This window comes from Pseudazoarcus sp. NS36 (assembly GCF_059703705.1).
Genome location: NZ_BAAKJA010000008.1, coordinates 1 through 15,805 on the forward strand (window position 1 = coordinate 1; position 15,805 = coordinate 15,805).

15 protein-coding genes are annotated in these 15,805 nt (G+C 63.3%); 6 read left to right on the top strand and 9 right to left on the bottom strand.

Annotated features, from left to right (window positions below; all coding sequences use genetic code 11):
• Positions 1–107 precede the first annotated feature (107 nt).
• The 9 genes from AC6H0R_RS13165 to AC6H0R_RS13205 all read right to left on the bottom strand — a co-directional run bounded on the left by AC6H0R_RS13165 (position 108) and on the right by AC6H0R_RS13205 (position 10,029).
• Positions 108–1,565, bottom strand: a complete 1,458-nt coding sequence (locus AC6H0R_RS13165; protein ID WP_497581819.1) for a P-loop ATPase, Sll1717 family — start codon at positions 1,563–1,565, stop codon at positions 108–110.
• Positions 1,566–1,673: 108 nt separating this feature from the next.
• The gene (locus AC6H0R_RS13170) at positions 1,674–1,967 is read right to left on the bottom strand and encodes a type II toxin-antitoxin system RelE/ParE family toxin (RefSeq protein ID WP_497581820.1); all 294 of its coding nucleotides are present in this window, start codon (positions 1,965–1,967) and stop codon (positions 1,674–1,676) included.
• Complete coding sequence (locus AC6H0R_RS13175; RefSeq protein ID WP_497581821.1) at positions 1,955–2,227, bottom strand: CopG family ribbon-helix-helix protein; 273 nt, start codon at positions 2,225–2,227, stop codon at positions 1,955–1,957. The genes AC6H0R_RS13170 and AC6H0R_RS13175 overlap by 13 nt, the downstream gene beginning before the upstream one ends.
• A gap of 13 nt (positions 2,228–2,240) precedes the next feature.
• Positions 2,241–2,702: a virulence RhuM family protein gene (locus tag AC6H0R_RS13180; protein WP_497581822.1), complete on the bottom strand. Its 462-nt coding sequence runs from the start codon at positions 2,700–2,702 to the stop codon at positions 2,241–2,243.
• Positions 2,650–3,534 (bottom strand): nucleotidyl transferase AbiEii/AbiGii toxin family protein, encoded by an 885-nt coding sequence (locus AC6H0R_RS13185; protein ID WP_497581823.1) that lies wholly within the window; start codon positions 3,532–3,534, stop codon positions 2,650–2,652. Before AC6H0R_RS13185 ends, AC6H0R_RS13180 begins: the two co-directional genes overlap by 53 nt.
• Complete coding sequence (locus AC6H0R_RS13190; RefSeq protein ID WP_497581824.1) at positions 3,497–4,573, bottom strand: type IV toxin-antitoxin system AbiEi family antitoxin; 1,077 nt, start codon at positions 4,571–4,573, stop codon at positions 3,497–3,499. Before AC6H0R_RS13190 ends, AC6H0R_RS13185 begins: the two co-directional genes overlap by 38 nt.
• A gap of 139 nt (positions 4,574–4,712) precedes the next feature.
• Entirely contained in the window at positions 4,713–5,549 is an 837-nt protein-coding gene (locus tag AC6H0R_RS13195; RefSeq protein WP_497581825.1) for a DNA ligase, read from the bottom strand.
• A 95-nt stretch (positions 5,550–5,644) separates the two neighbouring features.
• Positions 5,645–8,422: a bifunctional diguanylate cyclase/phosphodiesterase gene (locus tag AC6H0R_RS13200; RefSeq protein ID WP_497581826.1), complete on the bottom strand. Its 2,778-nt coding sequence runs from the start codon at positions 8,420–8,422 to the stop codon at positions 5,645–5,647.
• 122 nt (positions 8,423–8,544) lie between these two features.
• Positions 8,545–10,029 (bottom strand): SulP family inorganic anion transporter, encoded by a 1,485-nt coding sequence (locus AC6H0R_RS13205; protein ID WP_497581827.1) that lies wholly within the window; start codon positions 10,027–10,029, stop codon positions 8,545–8,547.
• Between the two features lie 274 nt (positions 10,030–10,303).
• Here AC6H0R_RS13205 and AC6H0R_RS13210 point away from each other — a divergent pair, with 274 nt between their 5' ends.
• From AC6H0R_RS13210 to ureE, 6 genes are all read left to right on the top strand, one after another.
• Entirely contained in the window at positions 10,304–10,567 is a 264-nt protein-coding gene (locus AC6H0R_RS13210; RefSeq protein ID WP_497581828.1) for a hypothetical protein, read from the top strand.
• Positions 10,568–10,693: 126 nt separating this feature from the next.
• Complete coding sequence (locus AC6H0R_RS13215; RefSeq protein WP_497581829.1) at positions 10,694–11,413, top strand: polyamine aminopropyltransferase; 720 nt, start codon at positions 10,694–10,696, stop codon at positions 11,411–11,413.
• A gap of 90 nt (positions 11,414–11,503) precedes the next feature.
• Positions 11,504–12,355 (top strand): urease accessory protein UreD, encoded by an 852-nt coding sequence (locus AC6H0R_RS13220; protein WP_497581830.1) that lies wholly within the window; start codon positions 11,504–11,506, stop codon positions 12,353–12,355.
• Between the two features lie 30 nt (positions 12,356–12,385).
• Positions 12,386–12,688: an urease subunit gamma gene (locus AC6H0R_RS13225; protein WP_497581831.1), complete on the top strand. Its 303-nt coding sequence runs from the start codon at positions 12,386–12,388 to the stop codon at positions 12,686–12,688.
• A 12-nt stretch (positions 12,689–12,700) separates the two neighbouring features.
• Complete coding sequence (ureC, locus tag AC6H0R_RS13230; protein ID WP_497581832.1) at positions 12,701–14,746, top strand: urease subunit alpha; 2,046 nt, start codon at positions 12,701–12,703, stop codon at positions 14,744–14,746.
• A gap of 15 nt (positions 14,747–14,761) precedes the next feature.
• Positions 14,762–15,238, top strand: a complete 477-nt coding sequence (gene ureE, locus AC6H0R_RS13235) for an urease accessory protein UreE (RefSeq protein WP_497581833.1) — start codon at positions 14,762–14,764, stop codon at positions 15,236–15,238.
• Positions 15,239–15,805 lie beyond the last annotated feature (567 nt).

Genomic DNA, 15,805 nt, shown 5'->3' on the forward strand with positions numbered 1-15,805 from the left:
CAGAAAATCCAGAATCTGCTCTTCCGTAAAACGCTTCTTCACTGCCGTCTCCTGTTCGGACAACGGACTCTACTAAGTTCAGCGTGGTACTGAAAACGGGGAGCAGGTCACCGAACGTCATGAGAATAAACGAGCTGTGTGACTTGATCTGTCGTTAGCTTTGTGCTGTCAGCATCCCCAAATCGTTGGCCGTAATCTTGAGCAATCCTTTGGGAGAGTGCTAAGAGACGCTCTGAGAAATCGCCTTCTACCGAATACCCCTCTGTCTTGTATGTTTGTTCTAACTCAAGGTACAAGTCTCGAATCTCATGATTGAATTTGTGCGCGTTCTGATCCTTCTCGAGAAGCTTGTACGTGATCTCGAGCAAGATCAGATATTCCCAAAATGCTGTTACCAGATGATGACTTGCCCCTTGCGTTAGGTGGGCAAGGATGTCCTCTTTCAGTTTTAGAAGTTGGTAGCCTTCTGGCTTAAGATCTAAAACCACATTCCGCTTGTCCGCACGTGTCTTGTCGCGAACTTGAATGAAAAGCGCTGTTTTCCCCGCACCTTTTCTTCCGACGACTAGATTAACTTCTCCTCGCACAGCTTTGCTGTATTGATCCGTGTTAAGGAAATAGCTCCCTAGTGTTGTCATCTCATTCTCGGCGGTTGGGTCGCCGATCTGCAACGACTGCAACGGTGTTAAATCTCTGAGCGGTGTTGGATCTGCTTGTTGTAGATGTTCCGTGATCTCCAAAGAGAGGCTCGCAATGTGATCAACGATGTCTTCTGGCCGCGTATAACGCTTTACTGCATCTCGCACGTCCAGCGGGACGTCGGCACTCCCGTGAGCAAGTAGAAGTGTCGGCTTCCCCATGCCGTGGGCAAGGCCGGCAACAAAAAGTGTTCGGACATCGTGGACGCGGTTGGTGTCTTGAGCGCCGTCCAGAAGGTAGAGGAGCACTCCTGCAGAGCGGGCAACCTGTCTAACGGCGTCTGCGGCGGACAGTCTTGCGTCCTCAGCCGGATTGAAACTTCGGTACTTATATCTCGCCTTCTTCAGTCGAGAGGTCATTACCGTCCCGACGCCGCCTTTCGTGGGAGGCTCTACAACATATACAGGCGCAAGTCTGTCGAGCGCGGTAGAAAATGGTAAGGGCTGCGGGTCTACGTAAGCGCTGAGGGAGTTGGCAAGTGCATCTTCGTCTTCATATGTGTCATAGCCCAATGTGTCAAATATTCCGATCTCTCTAGCGATGCGTCTGTCACCCTCGGTGTTTGCGTGTCTAATAAGGAAGCACCGACGGGATCTACCTATGGCGAAGCCGACTTCATAAACAACGTTCGGATTTAAATAGGTAATGTCCGCGACAACAAATTTTGATGAATCAATCCCATCGAGAATGGGAGAGATAAGGGGATTTCCAGCGATATCGTTAAATTCCCAAGGCATTAGCCGCAAACGCCTACCAAGCATTCTGTTCGCCTTCGCTACGCCATTTGCAATCACGCGGACCAAGTCCGAATCGCTGGATGAGTAAGCAACAAAGGCTTTGTCGACTCCATCAGGCGTAGCGTTCATCGTATCCTCGTCATATAAAAGTATTGATCAATAGTACGCGAGCAGTCAGTCGGGATCGCGCACCGGGGTCAGGTCTTGTAATCCAGCATCATGCGGAGGATCGGGGAGTCAGTAGCCTGCTTCTTTCTGATGCCGGAAGGCGAGGACAACTACGGCGTCTTCGGGCGCATCGTGATGGTACAGCGCCACATATCCTGAGTCCCCAAAGGCAATCACCAGCTCGCGCAGTTCAGGCAGATCGGCAAGCGGTCGGCCAATGTCGGGGTTTGTCTCCAGCAGCATGAGTTGCCGCTGGATGGTTTGACCGGCTCGCTTGGCGGCTTCCGGGGCCTTGGCGGCCAGGAAGCGCCGACAGCGCTCCAGGCCCTCGACGGCGCCTGCGGTGACGATTACTCGTGGCAATCCGGTGCTGCCTTTTCGTCGTCGGTGCCCCAGGTGTTCAACCAGCTTCGAACTTCCTCACCGCTCAGGTGGCGGCCCGTTTCCTTGTAGGCCGTCCAGGATGCCAGGGCTTCCTGCGTGAAGCGCTCGCGGGCTTCCTCGCGCTCGACGTACTGCTGGATGGCTTCGAGCATCATCCCGTGCGGTGAGCGGTCTCGCTTCTTTGCCAGGTGCTGCACCCGGCCTTTCAGCGCGTCGTCGATCTTGATTGAGGTTGCCATGATGAGCCTTGTATTACGTGGTGATACCTAAGGTAAATTTAGCCCTTTCCCGGTCCGGAGTCCATCCGGCAGTAAAGGGGACGGCGTTGTTTGACCTGCCCCCGCGCGGCGAGCGCACCCGGTAGCCGACGGCCAGGATCGCGTCGAGGTTGTAGAGGGACACGGTGCGTTGCACCTCCCGGCTGCCCTCGGTTTGAACTGTCAAGGATTCCTTGACAGTTGCCGCAGGGTCTAGCTCCCTGTCCTCGAAGATGTTCTTCAGGTGCAGCGAAATGTTCTGCTTGGCGGCATCGAACAGTTCCGCCATTTCAAGCTGAGTCAGCCAGACCGTTTGCTGCTCGGCCCTCAGCTTGATCTGGCTGCGCCCGTCTTCGGTGGTGTTCAGGATGAGTTCAGTCTTTTTTTTGGCGTGAGATCGGTTTTCAGCCGGCGTTGGTGAAGCTGGTGATGAATTGCTCCAGCAGACGAGCCGCATGATCGATTGGGTCTTCCCCGCCTTTCAGGGCGCGCGACATGTCTTCGGTGAGTTGGCGTCTGATCGTGTTGTTCGCCAGAAGCGTTTGAAGGCCTGCACGGGTTGTTGCGGACACCATGTTTGAGACGTCGCTGCCAAGCAGCCATGCGCCGGCGAGTTCCGGGTTATACGCGGCGGCTTCGAGCGCCGCGAGAGCGCCGGTGTTTTCGTAGATCCGGTGTTGGTTGTCGGCCTCGTGGTATCCGCGGAGCAGGGCCAGAAGATCCAGTGCGTCTTTGATGTTTGTGTGCCGGCGGTCGGCCCATGCGAACAGCTTCAGTACGGCGATGCCGGGAAGCGAGGCGACTGCGAACCCAAGCTGCGGGGTGGCTTGTACGCGGACGGCCGCGACAGAGGCATCGGCGAAGCCGGCCACGTTCATCAAGGTGACCATGTCGGGCGGCCAGGCAATGGTGCTCGGGCTTGTCTCCACGCCGCCGAATGGGATCAGGTCGATTCGGTACGGGTGCTCTGATTCGGGAGTACGAAAGGTCAGGCGGTGGGCAACGTGTTCTGCAGCGTTGAAGGCCGGGTTCTGTAGCAAGGTTTCTTTGAGCTGCTGGAACTGCTCCCAGTGATCGACCGCGAGGGCAAGGTCCACATCGGTGGTGGCGCGGCCGGCATACAGGCCGTGGATGTTTTCGAGAAGGATGATTCGTGCCACCGCGCCGACCACGAACACCGGCACCCCCAGTGTGTCGGCGGCCTGCTGGATTGCGCCGATCAGCTTGAGCGTGACGGGGTCAATCGGGCGGTCAGGCCTTGGTTTCAGTGGGGGCGAGGTACTGGTCATGGATCAGCTTGGCCGCTTCGAGGTTGCGGGGGTCGAGCGTGGCGATGAGGTCGGCGCAGGCGAGCAAGGGCGGCACGGTTTGGGCGGTGTTCTGTTCGTCGTCAAAGGCCCAGAAGGCGTCGAGGATTTCGATGTCGCCTGCGGGGTCAGGCCGTAGACGGTTTGCGGCTACGAGTCTGGTCAGATTCTGTTGGCCCTTTTCTGTGTCGAGGTAGAGGGTGACGGTGTTCGGCCGTAGGTGGCCCGTCAGTTTGGCAGCGGCGACCTCGGCGCCCCATTGGGCGCCGTACTGAGCGACATCCAGTTCCTTCCACCAGTTGGGGTTCCCAGCTGTGAAACGGCGTGGGTTCAGTTTGGGCCGCAGCTTGATCGGGTAGTTGGTGGCCCACTCGTCGATGAGTTTGGTGCGCTCAAGCAAGACCCGGTTGCCCGTGCGCTTGCCGCCGGTGATGAAGCCTCGGTCGGCGAGGTCATCGAACACCTGCCCGATGGTGCCCAGCGCTACGCCGGCGGCCTGGGCGATGTTGCGGTAAGGCGCGTTCAGCAGTTCCGGCCTGCACAGCAGCACGAAGATGACCCGTAAATGCGCGGGTGTTCCTGCGCGCCGGGCTTCCTGCCCCACAAGCAACAGACCGTCGTTTTCGGTTGGGCGTTGCCCCTTCACGAAAACGTACAGACCCGGCCCGCGCAGGTAGGCATTGCCCGCCGCGTCGATGAACTGCAGACCGAGTTCGCGGCATTGTTCGGCGGCTTCGGCGGTGATGCGTGGTGTGACCAGCAGAGGTGGGGCGTTTTGTCCGTACACGGCGCCCTGTTGGGCGAACTCCCGCAGGACTGCGAAACGATCCACACGCTTGATCTGTGCTGCGTAAGGGTGAAGTTGCCCGTTTGCGTCTATCTCGACCGTGGCGTCCGCCCGATAGCCTTGCCCGTCACGCAGTTCGCGCTTGAGCACGCGACCGCGCACGCCCGTTGCCCTATTCAGGGCTTCGAGCGCGCGATCTAATATCTGAAGTTCCTTGTCACCGGCGGGAGGCATTGTTCATTTATTAAAAATGTTCACGTGACGTGAACGTTAGTATTTATCGAACGCGGATGTCAATGAGAAGTTCGGGCTCTTCCTCTGTTCACGTTACGTGAACGTATAGAAATGCTGAACGACGTGGGCCATGAAGTACTCACGGCAATTCCCGCACCCGCAAAAACACCGGAAACCGCGGCATTCCCTTCGACGTCAGCTCGCGATATCGATAGGTCACCAGACTTCCTACCGCAGGTGGATCGCGGCGTTGTGCGTCGGTAAGCCCACTGCCAAGTCGGAACTGGCGGCCGTCGGGGGTTTCGACCAGCAACGAGCCGGTCCTGCCCTGAAGCCGGCCCTTGCCGGGCAGGTGGGCGAGCACACGGGCTTCGTCGTCGAGCCAAGGGGTGTGTTTGAGCAGGGCAGTGTTGCGGCCGGGGGTCCAGTGGGCGTCGGCGTGGTGGAGCATCAGGCCTTCGCCGCCGGCCTGCACGACTTCATCGAACCACTGCTGCAGATCGGCGCGATTGGCGACGCGGCGTTGCGGGGCGGCTTGCAGCCAGGGCACGTTGGCGGTGGCGGCGAGTTGGCGCATGCGCTCGACGCGGGTGGTGAAGGTGCCGGGTGCGCCGGGCAGGTCGAAGGCCATGTAGCGCACGTCGCGCCAGGCGGGGTCGTCGGGGGCGTTGCGGCGGACGAGGCCGGAGAGGCGGTCGAAAGTGCGCCGACCCATCCACAGTTCGCCATCCAGGGTTTCGGGTGGCAGGGCAGCGATGAACCACTCCGGCGCGACAATGGCGCCGCCGCCACGCAGCGTGAGGGTGCGGCCGTCCCAACGGGCGCGCACGCCGTCGTACTTCTCGCTCACCCAGTAGGGCGCGGGGTCGATGCCGTCGTGATAGCGGTCGGCGAGCATGGGCGGTAGCGAAGTCTGTTCCGCCAGCGCGAGTGTGGGTGCGAGGATGAGCCAGAGCAGGCAGAGGATACGGACCATGCGGGCCTCCGTAAGTGATGCGCGGAAGTCTGCACGATAAATGCATAACGGGTATTCGGGGTGGCGAGTGCGCTGCCGAGGGTTCAGCGTTCCCGTCAGTCCTGCGTGACCCGTCCGAGACGGGCGAGCCAGTCCTCGGCGGGTTGGGGGTGGCCGTAGAGATAGCCCTGCAGGACGTCGCAGCCCCGTCCGGCGAGGAAGTCACGTTGCGCGGTGGTTTCGACGCCTTCCGCGACAATACGCAGGTGCAACTGGCGAGCGAGCGAGATGACCATCTGCACGATCTCGCTGTCGTTGCGGTCGGTGGGAAGGCCGTCGACAAAGCTCTTGTCGATCTTCAATTCATACAGTGGCAGGCGTTTGAGGTAGCCGAGGCTGGAGTAGCCGGTGCCGAAGTCGTCGATCGAGAAATGGATGCCGAGCGTGCTCAGTTCGGTCATCTTGCCGATGGTCAATTCCAGGTGGTCGAGCAGCAGACCCTCGGTGACTTCGAATATCAGCCGGTGGCCGGGACAGCCGTGACGGCGGAGGATGCTGCGCACATGTTCGACAAAGTCGGGCTGATGGAACTGGCGCGGGCTCACATTTACCGACAGCGTTCCGGGCTGTGAGCGGGCTTCCAGTGCCACGGCAAGTTCGCACGCGCGCTCCAGCACCCAATCGCCGATGCGCAGGATGAGTCCGCTCTCTTCAGCGATGGAGATGAAATAGGCCGGCGAGACGAAGCCGTGCGTGGGGTGATGCCAGCGCGCGAGGATCTCGGCGCCTACGGCCTGCCCCGAGACATCAACCTGGGTCTGTACATAGATCGACATTTCACCGCGTTCGATGGCCAGCGCAAGATCGCTTTCCAGCGCAAGACGGCGTTCGACATCGATCTGCATGGTGGTTTCGAAGAACGCCACCTGGTTGCGACCGGACATTTTTGCGCGATACATCGCGATGTCTGCTGCGCGCAGCAGATCTTCCGCGGTCTGCTCGGGTTGCGGCAGCAAGGCCACGCCGATGCTGGCTGAAGAGCTGAACAACTGCCCTTCGAGTTCGTAAGGTTTTCCAAGGTTGGCCCGAAGTTTTTCTGCCAGTGCGTGGGCCTGGCGGGCCGCTGCAGCAGCGTCGGATGACACGCCGGTGACCAGCACGACGAACTCGTCACCGCCCATGCGCGCGACGGTGTCGCCTTCGCGCACGCTGCGCACCAGCCGGCGGGCAACTTCTTCGAGCAGCGCATCGCCCACGTCGTGTCCGCGTGCGTCGTTGATGCTCTTGAAGCGGTCGAGGTCGATGAACATCAGTGCGCCATGCAGACCAGAACGCCGCGCGCGTGCCAGCGCCTTGGGCAGTTCCTGCTGCAGCATGCGGCGGTTGGGCAGCGCGGTGAGGGTGTCGAAGTAGGCGAGCCGCTCGATCTGCTCCTCGCGCGCCTTGCGTTCGGAAACGTCCTGCGCCACACCGATCATGCGCAGGGGATGTGCATGATCGTCGCGCTCGCTGATGCGGCCTTCGATGGCAATCCACACCGGCCGGCCGGCGCTGTCGAGCATGCGATATTCGACGGAGAAGGTCTCGTGGTGTTCGCGCAGTGCGTTGCGATAGGCGTCGAGCAGGGCGCGCCGGTCCTCGCGCGGGATGCGGTGCAGCAGATCGCGCAGCGGAATTTCGCACGCGCTGGCACCGTCCGCCATCAGGCGCGACCAGGTTTCCGACAGGTAAATGCGCTTGCTCACCAGATCAAGGTCCCAGATGGCGGTGCGCGAACTCTCCAGCGCCAGCTTCAGGCGCTCTTCGCTGCGCCGGACGAGTGCCTGTGAGCGCTGGATGGCGTCGAGCATGGTGTTGAAATGCCTGGCGACCTCGAAGATCTCCAGCGGGCCCTGAGCGGGCACGCGAGCATCCAGTTGTCCTTGAGCGCCTGCACGTGCGGCGGCCGTGACGCGTTCGATGGGGGACTGGATGCGGCGTGTGAGCCACAGCGCGAAGAGCCACACCAGCAGAATGATCGGCAGACCCAGCACGGCACTTGTAAAGGCACTCTGGCGCGCACCTGCCAATGCGTGATCTGCGTCGATGCCGGCAACCGCAGTCCATTCCGTGCCGAGAATCGGAGAGAAGCCGTAAAAGCGGCGTATGCCGTTTTCGTCCACACCCTCTGTGACGCTTCCGGGCTCTGAGTTCATGTGCGCGAGCAGCGGAAAGTCGGGCGGCACGCTGCGTCCGATCGAGGCCTCGGCGTCGCGGGAGCGGGCCACGATGCGGCCTTCGCGGTCGAGGATGGTGATCAGGACGTGATCGGGCAGTTTGTCTGCCGCAGGTACGAGACGAAAACGCAGCAGGTCGATCGGCGTCTGGACGGCACCGATCATGCGCCCATTGGCGTCGCGGACTGGCTCGGCGAGCACGGAGATCCAGCCGCGGTTGATCGGCCCGAAGAGAATCGGTCCGACCACGAACTCCTCGCGGGCATAGACCTGTTTGAACCAATCGTGATCGGCAACCGGAAGCGGTTTGTCGTCAGGTTGCGCTCGCGCCGAGCAGATGAGGTAGCCAGCCGGAATGGACAGGCTGATATTGGTCAGCTGCGGATAAAACTCCTTGAAGGAGTTGAAGATCGGGTCGCACTCCCCGCTGCGGATTGCCGCCGCCATCTGCGGGCGACGGGCCAGCAGCTTGAGCACTTCATGTGCATCGTGAATGAAGGTTTCGGTGGTGTCGGCGGTAAGGTGCGCGAGGCTCTGAGCCTTCTCCTGGGCAGCGTCTCGTCCCGTCTCGTACAGACGGAGGATGTTGTAGCCCACGAGCAGGGTCAGCGGAATCAGGATCGCCGCGCTCAGTGCATAGAGCAGACTGCGCAGGGTCCAACGTCTGAGGGAGCGCATCGCGAAGATTCCTCCCGGCGTAGGGTTCGCAGATCGGGCAAATCATCGTGTTCCTTTCCACGCGCGCCCGCAAGGCAAAAAGATCTTGTTGGTGCTGGCGTGTGTACGAATACCTACGCCGCTCAATGCCCGCCCGAGACCCGTTCGGCAGCCCCTGCCTTGTCATGCACCCCGAAGCGGTCCACCAGCGTGCGGCTGGCTTCGTTGAGGCCGATCACCTGCACCTGCACACCGTGGCGGCGAAACTTCATGACCACGCGGTCGAGCGCCTCGATTGCGGTGATGTCCCAGAAGTGGGTGGGTGACACGTCGATGCACACGCGCTCGACCGCCTCGTGAAAGTCGAAGCTGGACACGAAGCGCTCTGCGGAGGCGAAGAACACCTGGCCGGCAACGGTGTAGTGGCGCGTTGTGCCGGCTTCGTCGAGCTGGCTGTGGATGTTCAGCACGCGGCCGATCTTGTGCGCAAAGAAGATGCCCGACAGCAGCACGCCCACCAGCACGCCCTTGGCCAGGTCGTGGGTGGAGACCACTACCGCGACGGTGGCGAGCATGACGATGCTGGAGCTGGGGGGATTGCTGGCGAGGTTGCGGACGGAGGCCCAGTTGAAGGTGCCGATGGAGACCATGATCATCACCGCCACCAGTGCGGCCATCGGGATCTGCGCCACGAGATCACCCAGGAACACCACCATGAGCAGCAGCACGACGCCGGCAATCAGCGTCGACAGCCGCCCGCGGCCGCCGGATTTCACGTTGATCACCGACTGGCCGATCATCGCGCAGCCGGCCATGCCGCCGATGAAGCCGGTGGCGATGTTGGCCGTGCCCTGGCCGATGCATTCGCGGCGCTTGTCGCTGGGCGTGTCGGTCATGTCGTCGACGATGGTGGCGGTCATCATCGATTCGAGCAGGCCGACCACCATCAGCGTCATCGAGTACGGAAAGATGATGGCCAGCGTCTCGAAGTTCAGCGGAATGTCGGGGATCAGGAACATCGGCAGGCTGTCGGGCAGTTCGCCCATGTCGCCCACCGTTCGCACGTCCAGGTTGAGCCACATGGCAACCGCAGTGAGCACCACGATGGTCACCAGCGGTGACGGCACGGCGCGGGTCACCAGCGGCAGCAGATAGATGATGGCCAGGCCGGCGGCGGTCATGGCGTAGACCACCCAGGTGACGTTGATCAGCTCAGGCAGTTGCGCCATGAAGATCAGGATGGCCAGCGCATTGACGAAGCCGGTGACCACCGAGCGCGACACGAAGCGCATCAGCAGATCCAGCCGCAGCATGCCGGCGGCAATCTGCAGCACGCCGGTCAGGACCGTGGCGGCGAGCAGGTATTGCAGGCCGTGTTCCTTGACCAGCGTGACCATCAGCAGCGCCATGGCGCCGGTGGCGGCCGAGATCATGCCGGGACGCCCGCCGGCAAAGGCGATTACAACGGCCATACTGAAAGACGCGTAGAGACCGACCTTGGGGTCGACACCGGCGATGATCGAGAAGGCGATGGCCTCGGGAATCAGCGCCAGGGCGACGACGAGGCCGGCGAGCACGTCGCCACGGATATTGGAGAACCAGTCTTTACGGATGGAGTGCAGATACATGGCAGTCTTCGCTCGGGTGCACGCCGGGGGCGTGCCGGATGCGGGCACAGGCAGCTCGCGGCGCGGGAGCTGGCGCGATGGCTTGCGGTACGGCTGGAGATATCTGCCGAAGTATTTCGGGGCCGGCAGAAGACGAGCGGGCGAACGTGTTACAAGGGACTGCTCCGGCAGGATGGTGTGCGGCGGAAGGCCGGCATGATAACTGCCGCTGCAGTGCAGCACAACGAAGTGCATAACCAGGCTTTATTGACGCGGCCAGCCCGCGGGAGCAGCAATGACACAACAAGCCCACCCGTTTCATGCACGAATCGATAGCGAAGTTTCCAGCATTGAAGCCGCCCTTGGCGGTGCCGTGCCGCAAGACCCCTCCAGTGTTGAACGCATGCAGTTGCGCCGCCGCCGTCTGCTGGCCACCCGCGACCGCATCAACAGCGGCCGCTTCGGCACCTGCTGCGAATGTGGCGTGGCGTTGGAGCCCGACCGTCTGGAACGCGACGTGACCGTGGTGTTCTGCGCCGACTGCCTGGCTGAACGCTAGGAACAGGCGCGCACCGGATTCAGCGCTGCGCACTCCGTCGCGGCGTTGTGCGGCGCGCGCGGTTCATTGACTTTCCAGCGGCTGATTCCAACCCCGTGCCGGAGAGGCCGCTCGGCCTGCACAGACATGAACATCGATTTTGTAGAACTCGACTACCGCGAAACCCCCATCGGCGCGGTCAGCATTCGCCGCCGCAGCGAGGTGCGTCTGGGCGGCGTGACCGTGTACGAGATCAAGCTCAACGACGAATTCCTGATGTCCAGCCTGTTCACGGCCAGCGAGGAAGCGCTGGCGCGGCTCGGGCTGGCGTCGTTCACGCGGGGAGAGCTGGACGTGATCGTGGGCGGGCTCGGCCTGGGCTATACCGCCGCGACCGTGCTGGAGAACCCGGCGGTGCGATCACTGCATGTGGTCGATTGGCTCGCGCCGGTGATCGAGTGGCACGAGACCGGCATCTGCCCGCTCGGGCCAACGCTGACGGCCGATGCGCGCTGCCGCTTCGTGCATGGCGATTTCTTCCGCTTGGCGGTGGCCGATGACGGCTTTCTGGCCGAACCGGGCCGGCGCTTTGACGCCATCCTGCTCGACATCGATCACACCCCGCAGCATGTACTTGCCGACTCCCACTCGGGGTTCTACACCGCCGAATCCCTGCGGGCGATGACGCGGCAACTCAAGCCCGACGGCGTGTTCGCGCTGTGGTCGGATGACCCGCCGCATGCCGGTTTCGAGGCACTGCTGGGCGAGGTGTTCGAGTCGGTGGCGGCGCACGTCGTGCCGTTCCCGAACCCCTACACCGGCGGTGAATCGTCCTGCACCGTGTACGTCGCGCAGCGAGCGCGTTGAACGGTGAGGCCGGCTGCTCAGCCAGCCGGAGGCGCGCCATACGAAATCCTGCGTAGTGTGGTCCGGCACGTCATTCGCTACAGTACGCGCATGAAACTCGACGACACCCCCGCCGCCGTGCGTGCCACGGGCTGGAAGGCGACGCTTGCGCTCGAATTCGCCCGCCGCGGCGAGCGCACGGTGTTGGCCGGGAATCGTCATTTCGGACCGCTGCGTATCCAGAAAGCGCTGTACCCGGAAGGCCCGTCGGTCTGCCACGCCATCGTGCTGCATCCGCCGGCCGGCATCGTCGGTGGCGATTCGCTGGAAATCACCGTGCACGTGGGGGAGGGCGCGCATGCGCTGCTGACCACGCCCGGTGCGGGCAAGTGGTACCGCAGCGGTGGCCGGCCGGCCTCGATGCGTCAGACGCTGCAGGTTGCGGCCGGCGGCATTTGCGAATGGCTGCCGCAGGAATCCATCGTGTTCGATGGCGCAGAAGGCACGCTGACCACTTCCATCGAACTCGAAGCCGGCGCACGTTTCATCGGTGCCGAGATGAGCTGCTTCGGCCGCACCGGCTCCGGCGAGCGTTTCACGCAGGGTCGTTTTTCCACGCACACGCGCATCCAGCTGGCCGGCAAGCCGCTGTGGCTGGAGCGCGGGCGCATCGACGGCGGCGGCGCGCTGCTGGATTCCCCGGTGGGGCTGGCCGGCCAGCCGGTGAGCGGCACGCTGTGGCTGATCGGCCCGGAAGTCGACGAGACCCTGCGGGACGCCCTGCGCGAGATTGCCCCCGAGGCTGGCGAAGGCGCCGTGAGCTTGCTGCCGGGCGTGCTTGTGGCGCGCTGGCTGGGCCCGGCCTGTGAGCCGGGGCGTGAATGGTTTGCGCGCTTGTGGGCGCAGGTGCGGCCGGTGCTGACCGGCCAGCCCCCCGCCACGCCGCGTATCTGGAACACCTGAACCGGGGCGCTGCCCCCGCTGGAGAACCGAATGGAACTGACCCCCCGCGAGAAGGACAAGCTGCTGATCTTCACCGCTGGCCTGGTGGCCGAACGCCGTCTTTCGCGCGGCGTGAAGCTGAACTACCCGGAGGCGGTGGCGCTGATCACCTGCGCCATCTTTGAGGGCGCGCGCGACGGCCGCACGGTGGCCGACCTGATGCACTTCGGCACCACCATCCTCACGCGCGATCAGGTCATGGACGGCGTGGCGGAGATGATTCCGGAGATCCAGGTCGAGGCGACCTTTCCGGACGGGACCAAACTGGTCACCGTGCACAACCCGATTATTTAAAGGGCGCGAGACATGATCCCCGGTGAAATGAAAACCCTGGACGGCGACATCGAGCTCAACGCCGGCCGCGAGACGATCACGCTCAAGGTCACCAACACCGGCGACCGCCCGGTGCAGGTCGGTTCGCACTACCACTTTGCCGAAACCAACGGCGCGCTGGACTTCGACCGCGCTGCGGCCAAGGGCTTTCGCCTGAACATCGCGGCCGGCACGGCGGTGCGCTTCGAGCCGGGTCAGTCGCGTACGGTGGAGCTGGTCGCGCTGGCGGGCGACCGCAAGGTGTACGGCTTCGCCGGTGACGTGATGGGGCCGCTGGGTACGGCCAATGCTTCGCCCGCGAAGACCTCCTCCGCACGCATCTCGCGCCGCGCCTACGCCGAGATGTTCGGCCCGACCACCGGCGACCGCCTGCGTCTGGGTGATTCCGAACTGTGGATCGAGGTGGAGAAGGATTTCACCATCTATGGCGACGAGGTGAAGTTCGGCGGCGGCAAGGTCATCCGCGACGGCATGGGGCAGAGCCAGCGCGTGTCCGCAGACGTAGCCGACACCGTCATCACCAATGCGTTGATCGTCGACGCCGTGGCCGGCATCGTGAAGGCTGACGTCGGTATCAAGGGCGGGCGCATTTCCGCCATCGGCAAGGCCGGCAACCCCGACATCCAGCCAAGCGTGACGATTGCCGTGGGTGCCGGCACCGAAGTGATCGCGGGCGAGGGCATGATCCTCACCGCCGGCGGCATCGACAGCCATATCCACTGGATCTGCCCGCAGCAGATCGAAGAGGCGCTGATGAGCGGCGTCACCACCATGCTGGGCGGCGGCACCGGCCCCGCCACCGGCACGCTGGCCACCACCTGCACGCCGGGGCCTTGGCACATCCACCGCATGCTGGAAGCGGCTGAGGCCTTTCCGATGAACCTGGGCTTCTTCGGCAAAGGCAACGCCAGCCTGCCGGAACCGCTGCGCGAGCAGGTCGAGGCCGGCGTCATCGGCCTCAAGCTGCACGAAGACTGGGGCACCACGCCGGCGGCCATCGACAACTGCCTTACGGTGGCCGAGGAATACGACATCCAGGTGGCCATCCACACCGACACGCTCAACGAATCCGGCTTTGTCGAGACCACCATCGACGCCTTCAAGGGCCGCACCATCCACACCTTCCACACCGAAGGCGCGGGCGGCGGGCACGCGCCCGACATCATCAAGGCGGTGAGCCTGCCCAACGTGCTGCCGTCGTCCACCAACCCGACGCGGCCCTACACCGTGAACACCATCGACGAGCATCTGGACATGCTGATGGTGTGCCACCACCTCGACCCCGCCATTGCCGAAGACGTGGCCTTTGCCGAGAGCCGCATCCGCCGCGAAACCATCGCCGCCGAAGACATCCTGCACGACACCGGCGTGTTCTCGATGATGTCGTCCGACTCGCAGGCCATGGGCCGCGTGGGTGAGGTCGTGACCCGCACCTGGCAGACCGCGCACAAGATGAAGGTGCAGCGCGGCGCGCTGCCCGAGGATGCCGCTACGCCGGGGGCGGACAATTTCCGCGCCAAACGCTACATCGCCAAATACACCATCAACCCCGCCATCACGCACGGCATTGCCCACACCGTGGGCTCCATCGAGGTCGGCAAGCTGGCCGACCTGGTGCTGTGGCGCCCGGCCTTCTTCGGTACCAAGCCGAGCATCATCCTCAAGGGCGGCATGATCGCTGCAGCGGCGATGGGCGACCCGAACGCTTCCATCCCCACGCCGCAGCCGGTGCACTACCGCCCGATGTTCGGCAGCTACGGCAAGGCGCTGAAAACCTCGGTCACCTTCGTCTCGCAGGCCGCGCTGAACAACCCCGAAGTTGCCGCGCTGGGTCTGCAGAAGCCCCTGATCGCCGCCAGCGGTTGCCGCAGCGTGCAGAAGAGCGACATGGTGCACAACGGCGCCACACCGACGATCGACGTCGACCCCGAAACCTACGTCGTGCGCGCGGACGGTGAGCTGCTCACCTGCGAGCCCGCCGAAGTGCTGCCGATGGCGCAGCGTTACTACCTGTTCTGAGAATCCGAGACGGCCATGCTGCTACTTGAATCCATCTACGATGGTCCTGAACCCGCTACCGAAAAGCTGGAGCTCGACTTCGGCTACCGCACCAAGAGCCGCCTGCGCGCCAAGCTCGCCAACGGCGAGGATGTCGGCCTGTTCCTGGAGCGCGGTACCGTGCTGCGCGGCGGGCAGAAGCTGCGCGCCAAGGACGGCCGCATCGTTGAAGTCGTGTCCGCTCCTGAAGACCTGCTCGAAGCGCGCTGCGACGGGGCCGTCGCGCTGGCCCGCGCCGCCTACCACCTTGGCAACCGCCACGTGGCTGTGCAGATCGGCGACGGCTGGCTGCGCATTCAGGCGGATCACGTGCTCGAAGGCATGCTGGTGGGCCTCGGCGCCGAGGTGCAGGCCGTTTCGGCGCCGTTCGAGCCGGAGGCCGGGGCGTATGCGCATGGGCATCAGCACCCCGGCGATGGCAGCGGGGCGCGGATTCACATGATGAGTGCGTGATGCGGTACGCCTGCCCGCCTACTCCGAGCGTAGGGCGCAATAAGCGCAGCGCATTGCGCCGCATTGGCTTGTGCGGACGGAGTCGGTCATTCATGCCTCGACCGACCGGGATTTCGCCCCGGCGGGCGACTTCCTTTCTTGGTGCACGCCAAGAAAGGAAGCAAAGAAGCGTGCCCTCCTCGCCGGCCCTTCGGGCTCCCTTCGCTGCGAGCACCCCCGGCGGCCGGCCTTGCGAACTCGCTGTCGCTCAAACAGCAAGGCCGGAAAGCCCCGCCGTGAGCACTCTTCGCTCAGCGGCTCAGAAGGGAGGGGTAAACACGACGTGCTTTACCGTGATGAGCAGTCACCGCCTTGGCGGTTCACTGCGCACCCAGTCCCCTCTGGCTCGCCGAGTGCAGGGTGGTTTCGCCGGGGCAGTCCGGTCCTGCTGTCTGAGCGAAGCGAGTTCAGGACCGGCCGGTGAAACCGCCCGGAGCGAGGGAAGCCCGAAGGGCCGAGACGGTGGGGCACGTTTCTTTGCCTACTTTTTTGGCGTGCGCCAAGAAAGTAGGTCGCCCGCCGGGGCGA